Genomic DNA, 16463 nt, shown 5'->3' with positions numbered 1-16463 from the left:
GGATAACCATGGCTAGACAGTTTCCTTTAGAGAAAACTAGAAATATAGGAATAATGGCCCATATAGATGCAGGGAAAACTACTACTACAGAAAGAATCCTGTTCTATACTGGACAAACTCATAAAATAGGAGAAACTCATGAAGGAGCTTCTCAAATGGACTGGATGGAGCAAGAGAAGGAAAGAGGTATAACAATAACTTCTGCCGCTACTACTGCTCAATGGAAAGGTCATAGAATAAATATAATAGATACTCCAGGACACGTGGATTTCACTGTTGAAGTTGAGAGATCTCTAAGAGTTCTTGATGGTTCTGTTGCTGTATTCTGTGCTAAAGGTGGGGTTGAACCTCAATCTGAGAACGTATGGAGACAAGCAGATAACTACGGAGTACCTAGAGTGGCATTCGTAAATAAAATGGACATCATGGGTGCAGATTTCTACAATGTTGTACAAATGATGAAAGACAGATTAAATGCAAATGCTGTGCCAGTTCAATTACCAATAGGTAAAGAAGATTGGTTAGAAGGTGAAGTTGACTTAGTAGAAATGTGTGCTCACATATATAAAGACGACTTAGGAATAGAAATAGAAAGAACTGAAATACCAGAAGATATGCAAGAATTAGCTGCTGAGTGGAGAGAAAAATTAGTTGAAGCTGTAGCTGAAACTGACGAAGAGTTAATGATGAAATATCTTGAAGGTGAAGAATTCTCAGTAGAAGAAATAAAAACTGCTATAAGAAAAGCTACTATAGGATGTGAAATGAACCCAGTATTCTGTGGTTCTGCATACAAGAACAAGGGTGTTCAGTTATTATTAGATGGTGTTGTTGATTATTTACCAGCTCCAACTGATATAGCTTCAATAAAAGGTATATTAGAAGATGGAAGTGAAGATGAAAGACACTCATCAGATGAAGAACCATTCTCTGCTTTAGCATTCAAAATAATGACTGACCCATTCGTTGGGAAGTTAGCATTCTTCAGAGTTTACTCTGGTATAATGCAAGGTGGATCTTATGTTCTTAACTCTACTAAAGGTAAGAGAGAAAGAATAGGTCGTATCCTTCAAATGCATGCTAATACAAGAGAAGAAATAACAGTAGTATACGCTGGAGATATAGCTGCAGCAGTAGGTCTTAAAGATACTACTACTGGAGATACTTTATGTGATCCAGCTAACCCAATAATACTTGAATCTATGGAATTCCCTGAACCAGTTATATCTGTTGCTATAGAACCAAAGTCTAAAGCAGCTCAAGAAAAAATGGGTATAGCTCTTCAAAAATTAGCTGAGGAAGATCCAACTTTCACAGTTAAGACTGATGAAGAAACAGGACAGACTATAATATCAGGTATGGGTGAATTACACTTAGAAATAATCGTTGATAGATTATTAAGAGAATTCAAAGTAGAAGCTAACGTTGGGGCTCCTCAAGTTGCTTACAGAGAAACTATAACTCAACCAGTTGATGTAGAGTACAAATACTCTAAACAATCAGGTGGTAGAGGACAATACGGACATGTTAAGCTTAGAGTTAACCCACAAGAGCCAGGTCTTGGATACAAATTCGAAAACAAAACTGTTGGTGGATCTGTACCTAAGGAATATGTTGGCCCAACTGATACTGGTATTCAAGGTGCTATGCAATCTGGTTTAGTAGCTGGTTATCCAGTTGTTGACGTTGCTGTTGAATTATACGATGGTTCTTACCATGAAGTCGATTCATCAGAAATGGCATTCAAAATGGCTGGTTCAATGGCTATGAAAGAAGCTCTTAAGAAGGGGAACTCAGTATTACTTGAGCCATTCTTCAAAGTTGAAGTTGTTACTCCAGAAGAGTACATGGGAGACGTTATGGGTGGACTAAACTCTAAGAGAGGTCTAATCCAAGGGATGGAAGCTAGAAGCGGAGCACAAGTTATAAATGCATTCGTTCCACTTTCAGAAATGTTCGGATACTCTACTGAATTAAGATCTACTACTCAAGGTAGAGCAACTTACACAATGATCTTCGATCACTATGAGCAAGTTCCAGCAAGTGTTGCTAAGAAAATTGCTGAAGGGAAATAATAATTATTTCCTTTATAAATAAATAAATTAGTAAGACGAGGTTTATCCTCGTCTTATGATAATAAATTATAATAATAAAATATATTAGGAGGTATTTCACAATGGCTAAGGCTAAATTTGAAAGAAATAAACCACACGTTAATATAGGAACAATAGGTCACGTTGACCACGGTAAAACTACATTAACAGCAGCAATAACAAAAACATTATTTGACAGATATCAATTAGGAGAAGCTGTAGATTTCGCTAACATAGATAAAGCTCCAGAAGAAAGAGAAAGAGGAATTACAATATCAACAGCTCACGTTGAATATGAAACTCCAAACAGACACTACGCTCACGTTGACTGCCCAGGACATGCTGACTACGTTAAAAACATGATAACAGGTGCAGCTCAAATGGACGGTGCTATATTAGTTTGTTCAGCAACTGATGGACCAATGCCTCAAACAAGAGAGCATATACTATTATCAAGACAAGTTGGTGTACCATACATAGTAGTATTCTTAAACAAATGCGACATGGTAGACGACGAAGAATTATTAGAATTAGTTGAAATGGAAGTAAGAGAATTATTAAACGAATATGAATTCCCAGGAGATGACACTCCAATAGTAAGAGGATCTGCATTAAAAGCATTAGAAGATTCTTCATCAGAGTGGGGAGACAAAATAGTTGAATTATTCGAGCAAATAGATGAATATATACCAGCTCCAGAAAGAGATGTAGATAAGCCGTTCTTAATGCCAGTAGAAGACGTATTCTCTATAACAGGAAGAGGAACAGTTGCTACAGGTAGAGTAGAAAGAGGAGTATTAAAAGTACAAGACGAGGTTGAATTAGTTGGATTAACTGAAGAGCCAAGAAAAGTTATTGTAACTGGTGTAGAGATGTTCAGAAAATTATTAGATAGCGCACAAGCTGGAGATAATATAGGAGCATTATTAAGAGGTGTTCAAAGAGATGATATCGAAAGAGGACAAGTATTAGCTAAGCCAGGTTCAGTTAACGCTCATACAAAGTTCACTGCAGAGATATACGTTCTTAAAAAAGAAGAAGGTGGAAGACATACTCCATTCTTCGATGGATACAGACCACAATTCTACTTCAGAACAACTGACGTAACAGGAGCTTGTAAATTACCAGAAGGAACAGAAATGGTAATGCCTGGAGATAACGTAACTATAGAGGTTGATTTAATAAACTCTATATGTGTTGAAGAAGGATTAAGATTCGCCATCAGAGAAGGTGGAAGAACAGTAGCTTCAGGAGTTGTTGCAACAATAGTAGAATAATCTATTTTTAGATTATTTATATATAGAAATAAAGAGGGGTTAAACCTCTCTTTTTTTGTATACAATATTGACAAGTAAGAAAAAAAATTATATACTAATCAAGTCGCTGTAAAAAGAGTAAGATAAAATTTTTTATAATACAAAAGTTAAAAATAATGTATACAAAAAATAAAAAAAGTCTTGAAAAAAAATTAATAATAAGTTAGAATGTAATAGTGTGCTTGAGAGATACGAATTATAAGGAAAGAGAATTGGTCTTAAAATTTTAATATTTTTTACTTTTAAAAACAGGAACACCCGGAACTGTGTATCGGTATTGAAATGAATAAAGGCTAATGATAAACAAGCTAAGAAGGAGGGAAATAAAACATGGCTAAAAATGAAAAAATAAGAATAAGATTAAAATCTTATGATCACAAATTATTAGATTTTTCTGCTGGTAAAATAGTTGAAACTGCTAAAAAAGCTGGATCACAAGTTTCAGGACCTGTGCCACTACCAACAGAAAAGCAAGTAGTTACTATATTAAGAGCTGTTCATAAATACAAAGATTCTAGAGAACAGTTTGAAATAAGAACTCACAAAAGATTAATAGACATAACAAACCCAACACCTAAGACTGTTGATTCTTTAATGAAATTAGACTTACCAGCAGGTGTTGATATAGAAATAAAGTTATAAGAACAAACACCTAAGATATTATCCTATAAGGTGACTATCTTAGAATGATTATCCAATTAGGTAATCCGCTGTAAGAATTATAGGAGGTGCTAATATGAAAGGAATATTAGGAAAAAAAATAGGTATGACTCAAGTGTTTGCTGAAGCTGGTGAAGTAATTCCAGTAACGGTTGTTGAGGCAGGACCAGTTGTTGTAACACAAGTTAAAACAATAGAAAATGATGGATACAATGCAGTTCAAGTAGGTTTTGTAGATACTAAAGAAAAATCTTTAAACAAACCTCAAAAAGGACACTTAGCTGCAGCTAATACATTAAAAAAACATTTAAAAGAATTCAGAGTTGAGTCTGTAGATGCCTATACAGTTGGACAAGAAATAAAAGCTGACGTATTCGCTACAGGTGAAATGATAGATGTAACAGGAATATCTAAAGGGAAAGGATTCCAAGGTCCAATAAAAAGACATGGTCAATCAAGAGGCCCTGAATCTCACGGTTCTAGATACCACAGAAGACCAGGTTCAATGGGAGCTTGTTCTTACCCAGGTAGAGTTTTCAAAAACAAAAAATTAGCTGGACACATGGGTAGCGTAAAAGTTACAGTTCAAAACTTAGAAGTAGTAAGAGTTGACGCTGAAAAGAACTTTATACTAGTTAAAGGTGCTATACCAGGAGCTAAAGGTTCAGTAGTAACAATAAAAGAAGCAGTTAAGGCTTCTAAATAAGACTAACCTAAGAAAGGAGGATGCACAATGCCAAAATTAAATGTATTGAATATGAATGGACAAAATGTTGGTGAAATAGAATTAGCTGATTCTATATTCAATGTTGAAGTTAACGAACATGTTTTATATGAAGTAGTTAAAAACCAACTTGCAAATAAAAGACAAGGTACTCAATCTGCAAAAACTAGAGCAGAAGTTAGAGGTGGCGGAAGAAAACCTTGGAAACAAAAAGGAACAGGTAGAGCAAGACAAGGTTCTATAAGAGCTGTACAATGGATAGGTGGAGGAGTTGCTTTTGCACCGAAACCAAGAAATTACAGATACACTTTACCTAGAAAAGTTAGAAGATTAGCTATGAAGTCTGCTTTATCTTCAAAAGTACAAAACAACGAAATAATAGTATTAGATGCTTTAACTATGGAAGCTCCTAAAACTAAAGATTTCGCAGCTGTATTAAAAAACATAAATGCTGGTAAAAAAGCTTTAGTAGTAATGGCTGAAAAAAATGAAAATGTAATAAAATCAGCAGCAAATATACAAGGTGTTGAAACTGCATTAGTTAATACTATAAATGTTTACGATATCTTAAAATACGATTCTTTCGTAATAACAACAGACGCTGTTAAAAAAGTGGAGGAGGTGTACGCATAATGACTAATCCACACGATATAATAATAAAACCAATCGTTACAGAACAAAGTATGGCTGAAATGGCTGAAAACAAATACACATTTGTAGTAAGCAAAAAAGCTAATAAAACTGAAATAAAAAAAGCTGTAGAAACTATATTCGGAGTAAATGTTGAAAAAGTAAATACATTAAACTACGATGGAAAAGTTAAAAGAATGGGTAGAAGTGTAGGAAGAACTGCAAGTTTCAAGAAGGCGGTAGTTAAATTAACTGCTGATTCTAAAGAAATAGAATTCTTCCAAGGAATGTAATACCTTAATTAATGTAAGGAGGAAAAAAGATGGCTATTAAAAAGTTTAAACCAACTTCGCCTGCCTTAAGACAAATGACAGTTTTAGTTTCTGATGAGATAACAACTAACCAACCAGAGAAATCTCTTTTAGTTTCTTTAAAGAAGAATTCTGGTAGAAATGCTCACGGTAAAATAACTGTTCGTCACAGAGGTGGAGGAAACAGAAGGAAATATAGAGTAATAGATTTCAAAAGAAATAAAGATGGAATACCTGCAAAAGTTGCAACTGTTGAATATGATCCAAACAGAACTGCTAACATAGCTTTATTAAACTATGCTGATGGTGAAAAGAGATATATATTAGCTCCAGTTGGAATAAAAGTAGGAGATACTTTAATGTCAGGACCAGATTCTGATATAAAACCAGGTAATGCATTAGTATTAAAAAATATGCCAGTTGGTACAGTAATTCACAACATAGAATTAAAACCAGGAAAAGGAGCTCAGTTAGTTAGATCTGCTGGTGTTTCTGCTCAATTAATGGCTAAAGAAGGAACAAAAGCTTTATTAAGATTACCATCAGGAGAAATGAGATATGTTTCTATAGAGTGTAAAGCTACTATAGGACAAGTTGGTAACGTAGAACACGGTAACGTTGTTATAGGTAAAGCTGGTAGAGTTAGACACATGGGTATAAGACCTACAGTTAGAGGATCTGTAATGAACCCTTGCGATCACCCTCACGGTGGTGGTGAAGGTAGAGCTCCAATCGGTAGATCTGGACCAGTTACTCCATGGGGTAAACCTGCACTTGGATACAAAACTAGAAAGAAAAATAAAGCATCTAATAAATTAATAGTTTCAAGAAGAACTAAATAATAGATGATTAAATAGATTTTAAAGAAATTTATTTTACTCAGAGAGGAGGAAATTAAATGTCAAGATCAACTAAAAAAGGACCTTTTATTCATGCTAGATTACTTAAGAAAGTAGAAGCTATGAATGAAGTTGGAAATAAAGAAGTTATAAAGACTTGGTCAAGAAGTTCAACAATATTCCCTCAAATGGTAGAGCATACTATAGCTGTTCATGATGGAAGAAGACATATACCTGTATATATAACAGAAGATATGGTTGGACATAAATTAGGAGAATTTGTTCCTACAAGAACGTTCAAAGGACACAAAGACGACGAAAAGAGTAACAAGAGAAGATAATACCATTCTTACTAAGGAAGGAGGATATTAAAAATGGAAGCAAAAGCAATTGCAAAATATGTACGTGTATCTCCAAGAAAAGCTGGACAAATATGTAGCTTAGTTAGAGGTAAAAACGTTGATGAAGCATTAGCAATATTAAAATTCACTCCAAGAGGTGCAGCAGCAGATATATTAAAAGTTGTAAAATCTGCTAAGGCAAATGCTGAAAATAATCACGAAATGAACGCTGAAAATTTATATATAGAATCAATAGTTGCTAACCAAGGGCCAACAATAAAGAGATTTATGCCTAGAGCTCAAGGTAGAGCTACTATGATAAGAAAAAGAACTTCTCATATAGAAGTAGTTCTAAAAGAAAAAAATTAGTCACAGATAGGAGGGAAATAAATGGGACAAAAGGTTAACCCACACGGATTAAGAGTCGGTGTTATAAAAGATTGGGATTCAAGATGGTTCACAACTGATAAAAAAGAGTTTGGTGCATTATTATTAGAAGACCACAATATACGTAAATTCTTAAAGAATAAATTATACTCTGCTGGAGTTGCTAAAATAGAGATAGAAAGATCTGCTAACAAGATTAGATTAGATCTTCATGTTGCTAAGCCAGGTGTTGTTATAGGAAGAGCTGGTGCAGGAATAGAAGCATTAAAAGCTGAGTTAGAAAAAATGACTAAGAAAAATATAATAGTAAACATAGTTGAGGTAAGATCAACAGATAAAAACGCTCAATTAGTTGCTGAAAACATAGCTTTAGCTATAGAAAGAAGGGTTGCTTTCAGAAGAGCTATGAAACAAGCTGTTCAAAGAGCGCTTAAAGCTGGAGCTAAAGGGATAAAAGTTTCTGCATCAGGTAGACTTGGTGGAGCTGAAATGGCTAGAACTGAAGGATACAGTGAAGGAAATGTACCTCTTCAAACTTTAAGATCTGATATAGATTATGGATTTGCTGAAGCTGATACTACTTATGGAAAAATAGGTATAAAAGTTTGGATCTGTCATGGTGAAGTATTACCAACTAAAAACGGAATAAATCCAAGAGAAGAAAGAAAAGATAACAGAAGAGACAGAAGAGATAACAAGAGAGATAACAGAAGAAGAGATTCTAGAGGAACTGATAGAAGAGGTCAAAGACCACAACAAGGACAAAGACCTCAAGGACAAAGACCTCAAAGAACTGAAAACAAAGGTAATAAATAATTAGTAAGGTTCGAGGAAGGAGGAAACACTCATGTTAATGCCAAAAAGAGTAAAACGTCGTAGAGTTCATAGAGGAAGCATGGCTGGTAAAGCTCAAAAAGGTAACAAAGTTACTTACGGAGAGTTCGGTTTAATGGCTATGGAAGCATCATGGATAACTTCTAATCAAATAGAAGCTGCCAGAATAGCTATGACTAGATATATAAAAAGAGGCGGGAAGGTTTGGATAAAAATATTCCCACATAAGCCAGTAACAAGAAAACCAGCTGAAACTCGTATGGGTGCTGGGAAAGGTTCTCCAGAGTATTGGGTAGCCGTAGTTAAACCAGGAAGAGTTATGTTCGAATTAGCAGGTGTAGATGAAGAAAAAGCTAGAGAAGCTATGAGACTTGCTGCACATAAACTTCCAATAAAATGTAAATTTGTTAAAAAAGAAGATTTAGAAGTAAAGGGTGGTGAATAGGATGATAGCTAAAGAATTAAGAAATTTAACAAGCGAAGAGCTAATGAGTAAATTAAATGACTTCAAAAGTGAATTATTTAGCTTAAGATTCCAATTAGCTACTGGTCAATTAGAAAACACAGCAAGAATTAAGTTTGTTAAAAAAGATATAGCTAGAGTTAAAACTATCCTTGCTGAAAGAAAGTTAAACGAAACTAGAGCTTAATTTGGAGAGGAGGCTTTTTAAACATGGAAAGAGGAAGAAGAAAAGTTAGAATAGGCCGTGTTGTAAGTAACAAAATGGATAAAACTATAGTAGTTGCTGTTGAAGATTTCGTACGTCATGAGTTATATAACAAGCCTGTTAAAAGAACTAAAAAGTTCAAGGCTCACGATGAAAACAATGTATGTTCAATCGGAGATAGAGTTAAGATAATGGAAACTAGACCTTTATCAAGAGATAAATATTTCAGACTAGTAGAAGTTATCGAAAAGGTTAAATAGTCTTGCAAAAAGGAGGTATTACGATATGGTACAACAAGAATCACGTTTAAAAGTTGCTGACAATTCTGGTGCAAAGGAACTTTTATGTATCCGTGTATTAGGTGGAAGTAAAAGAAGATATGGTAACGTAGGTGACGTAATCGTTGCTACTGTTAAAAGTGCAACACCTGGTGGAGTTGTAAAAAAAGGTAAAGTTGTTAAAGCTGTAATAGTTAGAACAAAAAAAGGTATGAAGCGTAACGACGGATCTTATATAGCATTTGATGAAAATGCTGCAGTTATAATAAAAGATGACAAAACTCCAGTAGGAACTCGTATATTCGGGCCTGTTGCAAGAGAGTTAAGAGATCATGAATTTATGAAGATAGTATCTCTTGCTCCAGAAGTACTATAATAAGGAGGTGCAATAGGACATGATGCGTGTTAAAAGAGAAGATACAGTTGTTGTTATAGCTGGTAAAGATAAAGGTAAAACAGGGAAAGTAGTTAAAGTATTTCCTAAGACTAATAAAGTAATAGTTGAAGGTGTTAACGTTGTAACTAAACACCAAAAACCAAGTGCTATAAATCCACAAGGTGGAATAGTAAATAAAGAAGCTGCTGTACACGTTTCAAATGTAATGCCAGTTGATCCTGAAACAGGAAAAGGAACAAGAGTTAGATTTGAAATGAAAGACGGAAAAAAAGTTAGAGTAGCAGTGAAGAGCGGAAAAGAAATATAATATAGCTTGAAAGGAGGGACCTTAAATGGCTTCTAGATTACAAGAAAAATACAACAAAGAAGTTGCTCCAGCAATGATGGAGAAATTTGGATATAAAAACATAATGGAAATACCTAAATTAGATAAAATAGTTATCAATATGGGTGTTGGAAATGCTAAAGAAAATCCAAAAGGATTAGAAAAAGCAGTAGAAGAAATGCAAATAATATCTGGTCAAAAACCAGTTATAACTAGAGCTAGAAAATCAGTAGCTAACTTTAAATTAAGAGAAGGTATGCCAATAGGTGCAAAAGTTACATTAAGAGCTGACAAAATGCACTACTTCTTAGATAAATTAGTTTCTGTTTCTTTACCAAGAGTTAGAGACTTCAGAGGAATTAATCCTAACGCTTTCGATGGTAGAGGAAATTACGCTTTAGGAGTTAAAGAGCAATTAATATTCCCTGAGATAGAATATGATAAAATAGATCAAGTTAGAGGAATGGATGTAATATTCGTTACTACAGCTAAAACAGACGAAGAAGCTCGTGAATTATTAAAATTATTAGGAATGCCATTTTCTAAATAATTAAAGGAGGGATTCCAGTGGCTAGAAAAGCGATGGTTGTAAAGCAACAAAAGAAGCAAAAGTATTCTACAAGAGAATATACTAGATGCTCAATATGTGGTAGACCACATTCTGTAATAAGAAACTTCGGTATATGCCGTATATGCTTCAGAGAATTAGCTTACAAAGGTCAAATACCTGGTGTAAGAAAAGCAAGTTGGTAAGATTTTTTTAAACTGAAAGGAGGGTTTCAATATGACAATGACAGATCCAATTGCAGATATGCTGACTCGTATAAGAAATGCGAATACTGTTAAGCATGAAACTGTTGACGTTCCAGCTTCTAACATAAAGAAGGAAATAGTTAGAATCTTATTAGAAGAAGGTTTCGTTAGAGGTTATGATGTTATAGAAGATGAGAAACAAGGAATAATAAGAATACAATTAAAGTACGGACAATCAGGCGAAAGAGTTATACAAGGGATAAAGAGAATATCTAAACCTGGTATGAGAGTTTATACAAATGCTTATGAAGTACCAAAGGTATTAAGAGGATTAGGAATATCTATGATATCTACTTCAAAAGGTATATTAACTGATAGACAAGCAAGAAAAGAAAATGTTGGTGGAGAAGTAATCTGCTACGTTTGGTAATCAATCGAACTAAGTAAGGAGGTGCGACTATGTCAAGAATAGGTGTTAAACCAATAACAGTACCAGCTGGTGTTGAAGTTACTATATCAGATGATAATACAGTAACTGTAAAAGGACCTAAAGGAACTTTAACAAAGCAATTAGATGGTGCTTTAACTATAAAACAAGAAGGAAATGTTATAACTGTTGAAAGACCAACAAATAACAAACAACACAGATCATTACACGGATTAACTAGAACTTTAATAGATAATATGGTAGTAGGTGTTAATACTGGTTTCGAAAAGAAATTAGAATTAGTAGGTGTTGGATACAGAGTACAAAAACAAGGAAATAAATTAGTTATGAACTTAGGATACTCTCATCCAGTTGAGATGGTAGATCCAGAAGGAATAACTGTAGAATCTCCAAATCAAACTGAATTAGTAGTAAAAGGTATAGACAAGCAATTAGTTGGTAACTATGCTGCTAAAATAAGAGACTGGAGAAAGCCAGAGCCATATAAAGGTAAAGGTATAAGATACGCTGGTGAAGTTGTAAGACGTAAAGAAGGTAAAACTGGTAAAAAGTAAGCCTAATTAAATAAAGGTTGAAAGGAGTGAGCTCAATGTTAAAGAAAGCTGATAAAAATGCTATAAGACTTCAAAGACATAAGAGAGTAAGAAGAAAAATATCTGGAACTACTCAAAGACCAAGATTATGTATATTTAGAAGTTCAAACAATATATACGCTCAAATAATAGATGACACTAATAGAGTAACTCTTGTTGCTGCTTCTTCTTTAGAAGCTGATGTAAAGGGTACTGTTAATTATAGAGGAAACAAAGAAGCAGCTAAATTAGTTGGACAATTAGTAGCTAAGAAAGCTGTAGAAAAAGGTATAACTGAAGTTGTATTCGACAGAGGTGGATACTTATATCATGGAAGAATAAAAGAGTTAGCTGAAGCTGCAAGAGAAGCTGGTCTTAAATTCTAATTAAAAAAGGAGGGACATGCACATGCGTCGTAAATTAATAGATGCGAGACAACTAGACTTACAAGAAAAAGTTGTTGAAGTTAGACGTGTTACTAAAGTTGTTAAAGGTGGTAGAAACTTTAGATTCGCAGCTTTAGTAGTTGTTGGAGATGAAAACGGACACGTTGGAATAGGTTCTGGAAAAGCTATGGAAGTTCCAGATGCTATAAGAAAAGCAGTAGAAGATGCTAAAAAGAATCTTATAAGAGTACCTATGGTAGGAACTACTATACCTCACGAAGTTATCGGACACTTCGGTGCTGGAAGAATAATAATAATGCCAGCTCAAGAAGGTACAGGAGTTATCGCTGGTGGTGCTGCTAGAGACTTATTAGAATTAGCTGGATTAAAAGACGTTAGAGCGAAATGCCTAGGAACTAGAAATCCAAGAAACTTAGTAAATGCTACAATAGAAGGACTTAAATCTCTTAAAACAGCTGAAGATGTAGCTGCGTTAAGAGGTAAAAAAGTTGAAGATCTTTTAGGCTAAGGAGGTAGTGTGAAATGGCTAAATTACAAATCAAATTAGTTAGAAGTACAATAGGAACTACTCCTAACCAAAGAAAAAACGTTGAAGCGTTAGGATTAACAAAAAGAGAACAAGTAGTTGTTAAAGAAGATAATGCTCAAATGAGAGGTATGATCTCAAAAGTTAGTCACTTAGTTGAAGTGACTGAAATAACTGAATAATTTATTTACGGAATAAGAAGGAGGTGCAATCCATGAAACTACATGAGTTAAAACCTGCCAAAGGAGCAGTAAAAGCTAAGAAAAGATTAGGTAGAGGTACTGCTACTGGTCAAGGTAAAACTGCAGGACGTGGACAAAAAGGACAAAAGTCTCGTTCAGGTGGTGGAGTTAGAGTAGGATTCGAAGGTGGACAAATGCCACTTGCTAGAAGATTACCTAAAAGAGGTTTCACAAATATATTTAAAAAGCAATATACAGAAGTTAACGTTGAACTTTTAAATAGATTCGAAAATGGTACTGAGGTAACTGCAGAATTATTAAAATCTACAGGTGCTGTAAGTAAGATAGAAAAAGACGGTATAAAAATATTAGGACAAGGAAATCTTGAAAAAGCTGTTACAGTTAAAGCTGCTAAATTCACAGCATCAGCTCAAGAGAAAATAGAAAAAGCTGGAGGAAAAGCTGAATTAATATAATTTATGCTTTCTAGCAACACTTGTGGGGTGATTACGTGCTATCAAAGATAAAACAATCTTGGAAAGTGAAAGATGTAAGAAAAAGAATTTTATATACCCTAATGATGATTCTAATATTTAGAATAGGTACTACTATACCAGTTCCTGGAGTCAATACCAGTATTATAAAGGATATGGTAGGCAACAATAGCCTACTTTCCCTATATAATATGTTTGTTGGGGGCGCTTTCAGCAACTTTACTCTATTTGCATTAGGTATAGGACCGTTTATTACAGCTTCAATTATTATACAACTTCTTACAATTGGATTTGATAGTTTGAAAGAACTACAAAAGTCTGGTGAAGAAGGTAGAAAGAAAATGAATGCGTATACTAGATATACAGCTTTAGTATTAGGGTTTGTACAAGCGATAGGAATAACTCTTGGTATTGTTAAACCGGCTTTAGCTGATCAAAGTATATTTTTCATTTGTACAGTTATAGTAACTTTAGTTGCAGGTAGTATGCTTGTAATGTGGATGGGTGACAGAATTACTGAAAAAGGTTTAGGTAATGGTAGTTCAATTATAATATTCGTTGGTATTATCTCAAGAATACCAACAGATCTTATTGGAACTGTAAAAGATGTAAATCAAGGGAGTTTAGCTTTATGGGCTGCAATATTAATTGCTGTTGTAATGCTAATCACTATAATGGCAGTAACATATATAAATGAAGCAGTTAGAAAAATTCCAGTACAATATGCTAAGAGAGTTGTTGGAAGAAAGTTATATGGAGGAGATAGTTCTCATATACCAATGAAAGTCAACCAATCAGGTGTTATGCCCATAATATTTGCTAGTTCACTTTTAGCTTTTCCACAAACAATAGCAATGTTTATGGGAGAAAGTGCTCAAACATTTGTATCAACTTACCTAAGTACAAGTTCAGACATAGGTTTTTGGATATATAGATCTTTAGAAGTTCTATTGATAGTATTTTTCTCATATTTCTACACTACTATATCATTCAACACTGAGGATATAGCAGAAAATATGAAAAACAATGGTGGATTCATTCCTGGGATAAGACCTGGAATGCCTACAATTGATTATCTAAATAAAATATTATCAAAGCTAACATTAGCAGGAGCTGTATTCTTAGCTATAATTGCGATGATACCAGCATTCACAGTACATTTCTTAAATGTTCAAATAAGTTTAGCTGGAACATCTATACTAATCGTTGTAGGGGTAGCTCTTGAACTTAAGAGACAATTAGAGTCACACCTTGTTATGAGAAGTTATCAAGGATTTTTAAAATAAATTGGAGATGATAGTATGAGACTTATATTATTAGGACCTCCTGGGGCTGGTAAAGGTACTCAAGCTGCAGGAATAGTTGAAAAATACCAAATACCTCATATATCAACAGGAGATATATTCAGAAAAAATATAAAAGAAGGAACGAATCTTGGAAAAAAAGCCAAAGAGTTTATGGACCAAGGATTGTTAGTTCCTGATGAATTAACTGTAGGATTAGTTACAGATAGATTATCTAAAGATGATTGTAAAAATGGGTTCATGTTAGATGGATTTCCAAGGAATGTAGCTCAAGCTGAACAGTTAGATGCTTTCTTGAAAGATACAGGAATGGCATTAGATAGAGTTATCAACATAGAAGTTGATAAAGAAAAATTAGTAGCAAGAGCAGTTGGTAGAAGAATCTGCAAATCTTGCGGTGCTACTTATCATATAGAATTTAACCCTTCAAAAGAAGAAGGTGTTTGTGATATATGTAAAGGTGAGCTTTATCAAAGAGCTGACGACAATGAAGAAACTGTATCAAAGAGAATACAAGTTTACTTAGATGAAACAAAACCATTAGCTGATTATTATTCTAAAGCAGGTATAATAGCAGATATAAATGGTCAACAATCTATAGATAAAGTATTTAATGATATAGTAGCTGCTTTAGAGAGTAGTAACTAATTAATGATTATTATAAAATCTAAATCAGAAATTGAACTTATGAGAGAAGCGGGGAAAATTGTCGCAGAAACTCATGAAATTATTAGAGAGGCTATTATTCCGGGAATATCTACTTTAGAGCTAGATAAAATAGCTGACGAAAATATAAAAAAATATAATGCAGTACCATCTTTTAAAGGCTATGGAGGATTTCCAGGAAGCATATGTGCTTCTATTAACAATAAAGTTGTGCATGGAATTCCTGGTAATGAAATAGTAAAAGAGGGAGACATTATAAGTATAGATATAGGCGCCTATTATAAAGGATACCATGGTGACTCTGCGAAGACTCATGGAGTTGGCCTGATATCTGAAGAAAATAGGAAGCTCATAGAAGTTACGAAAGAAAGCTTCTATGAAGGACTTAAATTCGCGAAAGTTGGATATAGACTTTCGGATGTCTCACACACAATACAAACACACACAGAAAAAAATGGTTTTTCAGTAGTTAGGTCATTAGTTGGACATGGAGTAGGCAAAGATCTTCATGAATCTCCAAACATTCCTAACTATGGTAGACCCAATAAGGGACCTATGTTAAAGCAAGGAATGGTATTAGCTATAGAACCTATGATTAATCAAGGAAGTCACCATGTTTACAGTTTAGCCGATGGTTGGACAATAGTAACGGGAGATGGAAAAAACTCTGCTCACTATGAGCATACGATAGCAATAACAGAGGATGAACCTCTTATATTAACTAGTTTATAAAACGGATAGTATAATGCTATCACAAAAATTGCATTTATTTCTAAGTATTTAAATGTAAAATGGAGGGCTGATTATATAATGGCCAAAAAAGATGTTATAGAATTTGAAGGTACAGTTATTGAAAACTTACCAAACGCTATGTTTAAAGTTAGACTAGAAAATGGACATGAGGTATTATGCCATTTATCTGGTAAGTTAAGAATGAACTTCATAAGAATTCTTGAAGGTGATAAGGTTAATGTTGAGCTTTCACCTTATGATCTTACAAGAGGAAGAATCACTTGGCGTAAGAAATAGGCTATGTACTAGTCTAAGGAGGGATAATAATGAAGGTAAGACCATCAGTAAAACCAATGTGCGAAAAATGTAAAATCATTAAAAGAAAAGGTAAAGTAATGGTTATATGCGAAAATCCTAAGCACAAACAAAAACAAGGATAAGAAAATATTACTAGCATAAAGTCGCTGAATATGTTATAATGTTTAAATGTGACATTGACTGGATGCGTTGGAAATACAGTACTTGAATACTTTCTAGTAAATATTTAAGTAAAACAATTAAAAGTAAAATAACTAA

General features: G+C 33.9%; 28 protein-coding genes. All 28 read left to right on the top strand.

From position 1 onward, the window contains the following. Window positions 1–8 precede the first annotated feature (8 nt). Window positions 9–2075, top strand: coding sequence for an elongation factor G (gene fusA, locus K0039_RS18660; RefSeq protein ID WP_228106566.1), 2067 nt, complete (start codon window positions 9–11; stop codon window positions 2073–2075). Between the two features lie 101 nt (window positions 2076–2176). Next, entirely contained in the window at window positions 2177–3370 is a 1194-nt protein-coding gene (gene tuf, locus K0039_RS18655) for an elongation factor Tu (protein WP_228106565.1), read from the top strand. A 369-nt stretch (window positions 3371–3739) separates the two neighbouring features. Then, a complete protein-coding gene (gene rpsJ, locus K0039_RS18650; protein WP_018590366.1) occupies window positions 3740–4051 on the top strand; it encodes a 30S ribosomal protein S10 in 312 nt (103 codons plus the stop codon). Window positions 4052–4145: 94 nt separating this feature from the next. After that, complete coding sequence (rplC, locus tag K0039_RS18645) at window positions 4146–4775, top strand: 50S ribosomal protein L3 (protein WP_228106564.1); 630 nt, start codon at window positions 4146–4148, stop codon at window positions 4773–4775. Between the two features lie 27 nt (window positions 4776–4802). Further along, a complete protein-coding gene (rplD, locus tag K0039_RS18640; RefSeq protein ID WP_228106563.1) occupies window positions 4803–5426 on the top strand; it encodes a 50S ribosomal protein L4 in 624 nt (207 codons plus the stop codon). Next, window positions 5426–5716 carry a 50S ribosomal protein L23 gene (gene rplW / locus K0039_RS18635; RefSeq protein ID WP_228106562.1) on the top strand — a complete coding sequence of 97 codons (291 nt, stop codon included), beginning with the start codon at window positions 5426–5428 and terminating at the stop codon, window positions 5714–5716. Before rplD ends, rplW begins: the two co-directional genes overlap by 1 nt. A gap of 29 nt (window positions 5717–5745) precedes the next feature. Next, window positions 5746–6576 (top strand): 50S ribosomal protein L2, encoded by an 831-nt coding sequence (rplB, locus tag K0039_RS18630; RefSeq protein WP_228106561.1) that lies wholly within the window; start codon window positions 5746–5748, stop codon window positions 6574–6576. A gap of 56 nt (window positions 6577–6632) precedes the next feature. After that, window positions 6633–6914 carry a 30S ribosomal protein S19 gene (rpsS, locus tag K0039_RS18625; protein WP_228106560.1) on the top strand — a complete coding sequence of 94 codons (282 nt, stop codon included), beginning with the start codon at window positions 6633–6635 and terminating at the stop codon, window positions 6912–6914. Between the two features lie 33 nt (window positions 6915–6947). Beyond that, the gene (gene rplV, locus K0039_RS18620) at window positions 6948–7283 is read left to right on the top strand and encodes a 50S ribosomal protein L22 (protein WP_228106559.1); all 336 of its coding nucleotides are present in this window, start codon (window positions 6948–6950) and stop codon (window positions 7281–7283) included. Window positions 7284–7304: 21 nt separating this feature from the next. Next, complete coding sequence (gene rpsC / locus K0039_RS18615) at window positions 7305–8117, top strand: 30S ribosomal protein S3 (RefSeq protein ID WP_228106558.1); 813 nt, start codon at window positions 7305–7307, stop codon at window positions 8115–8117. Window positions 8118–8148: 31 nt separating this feature from the next. Beyond that, window positions 8149–8580, top strand: a complete 432-nt coding sequence (rplP, locus tag K0039_RS18610; RefSeq protein WP_018590374.1) for a 50S ribosomal protein L16 — start codon at window positions 8149–8151, stop codon at window positions 8578–8580. A gap of 1 nt (window position 8581) precedes the next feature. Then, on the top strand, window positions 8582–8785 hold the full coding sequence (gene rpmC / locus K0039_RS18605; protein ID WP_228106557.1) for a 50S ribosomal protein L29: 204 nt from the start codon (window positions 8582–8584) through the stop codon (window positions 8783–8785). Window positions 8786–8808: 23 nt separating this feature from the next. Then, window positions 8809–9063, top strand: coding sequence for a 30S ribosomal protein S17 (gene rpsQ, locus K0039_RS18600; RefSeq protein WP_228106556.1), 255 nt, complete (start codon window positions 8809–8811; stop codon window positions 9061–9063). A 25-nt stretch (window positions 9064–9088) separates the two neighbouring features. Further along, a complete protein-coding gene (gene rplN, locus K0039_RS18595) occupies window positions 9089–9457 on the top strand; it encodes a 50S ribosomal protein L14 (protein WP_018590377.1) in 369 nt (122 codons plus the stop codon). Window positions 9458–9479: 22 nt separating this feature from the next. After that, a complete protein-coding gene (gene rplX, locus K0039_RS18590) occupies window positions 9480–9785 on the top strand; it encodes a 50S ribosomal protein L24 (protein ID WP_228106594.1) in 306 nt (101 codons plus the stop codon). Between the two features lie 25 nt (window positions 9786–9810). Continuing rightward, window positions 9811–10353 carry a 50S ribosomal protein L5 gene (gene rplE, locus K0039_RS18585; protein ID WP_228106555.1) on the top strand — a complete coding sequence of 181 codons (543 nt, stop codon included), beginning with the start codon at window positions 9811–9813 and terminating at the stop codon, window positions 10351–10353. Window positions 10354–10370: 17 nt separating this feature from the next. Further along, window positions 10371–10556, top strand: a complete 186-nt coding sequence (locus K0039_RS18580) for a type Z 30S ribosomal protein S14 (RefSeq protein WP_018590380.1) — start codon at window positions 10371–10373, stop codon at window positions 10554–10556. Window positions 10557–10587: 31 nt separating this feature from the next. Further along, window positions 10588–10986, top strand: coding sequence for a 30S ribosomal protein S8 (gene rpsH, locus K0039_RS18575; RefSeq protein ID WP_228106554.1), 399 nt, complete (start codon window positions 10588–10590; stop codon window positions 10984–10986). A 29-nt stretch (window positions 10987–11015) separates the two neighbouring features. Then, window positions 11016–11558 (top strand): 50S ribosomal protein L6, encoded by a 543-nt coding sequence (gene rplF, locus K0039_RS18570; protein WP_228106553.1) that lies wholly within the window; start codon window positions 11016–11018, stop codon window positions 11556–11558. Between the two features lie 35 nt (window positions 11559–11593). Beyond that, window positions 11594–11962, top strand: a complete 369-nt coding sequence (rplR, locus tag K0039_RS18565) for a 50S ribosomal protein L18 (RefSeq protein ID WP_228106552.1) — start codon at window positions 11594–11596, stop codon at window positions 11960–11962. Between the two features lie 22 nt (window positions 11963–11984). Then, the gene (gene rpsE, locus K0039_RS18560; protein ID WP_206925867.1) at window positions 11985–12491 is read left to right on the top strand and encodes a 30S ribosomal protein S5; all 507 of its coding nucleotides are present in this window, start codon (window positions 11985–11987) and stop codon (window positions 12489–12491) included. Window positions 12492–12505: 14 nt separating this feature from the next. After that, complete coding sequence (rpmD, locus tag K0039_RS18555; RefSeq protein ID WP_018590385.1) at window positions 12506–12691, top strand: 50S ribosomal protein L30; 186 nt, start codon at window positions 12506–12508, stop codon at window positions 12689–12691. A gap of 32 nt (window positions 12692–12723) precedes the next feature. Further along, the gene (rplO, locus tag K0039_RS18550) at window positions 12724–13167 is read left to right on the top strand and encodes a 50S ribosomal protein L15 (RefSeq protein WP_018590386.1); all 444 of its coding nucleotides are present in this window, start codon (window positions 12724–12726) and stop codon (window positions 13165–13167) included. Between the two features lie 35 nt (window positions 13168–13202). Continuing rightward, entirely contained in the window at window positions 13203–14471 is a 1269-nt protein-coding gene (gene secY, locus K0039_RS18545; RefSeq protein ID WP_228106551.1) for a preprotein translocase subunit SecY, read from the top strand. A gap of 15 nt (window positions 14472–14486) precedes the next feature. Next, entirely contained in the window at window positions 14487–15137 is a 651-nt protein-coding gene (locus K0039_RS18540) for an adenylate kinase (protein WP_228106550.1), read from the top strand. 3 nt (window positions 15138–15140) lie between these two features. Beyond that, on the top strand, window positions 15141–15887 hold the full coding sequence (gene map / locus K0039_RS18535; RefSeq protein ID WP_228106549.1) for a type I methionyl aminopeptidase: 747 nt from the start codon (window positions 15141–15143) through the stop codon (window positions 15885–15887). A 78-nt stretch (window positions 15888–15965) separates the two neighbouring features. After that, on the top strand, window positions 15966–16184 hold the full coding sequence (gene infA, locus K0039_RS18530; RefSeq protein WP_039680327.1) for a translation initiation factor IF-1: 219 nt from the start codon (window positions 15966–15968) through the stop codon (window positions 16182–16184). Window positions 16185–16213: 29 nt separating this feature from the next. Continuing rightward, window positions 16214–16327: a 50S ribosomal protein L36 gene (gene rpmJ / locus K0039_RS18525; RefSeq protein WP_018590391.1), complete on the top strand. Its 114-nt coding sequence runs from the start codon at window positions 16214–16216 to the stop codon at window positions 16325–16327. The last annotated feature ends 136 nt before the right edge of the window (window positions 16328–16463 follow it).

Source organism: Terrisporobacter mayombei, assembly GCF_020748465.1.
Lineage (GTDB): Bacteria > Bacillota > Clostridia > Peptostreptococcales > Peptostreptococcaceae > Terrisporobacter > Terrisporobacter mayombei.
The sequence above is the reverse complement of the archived record's forward strand: the minus strand, read 5'-3'. Positions and strand labels throughout refer to the sequence as shown.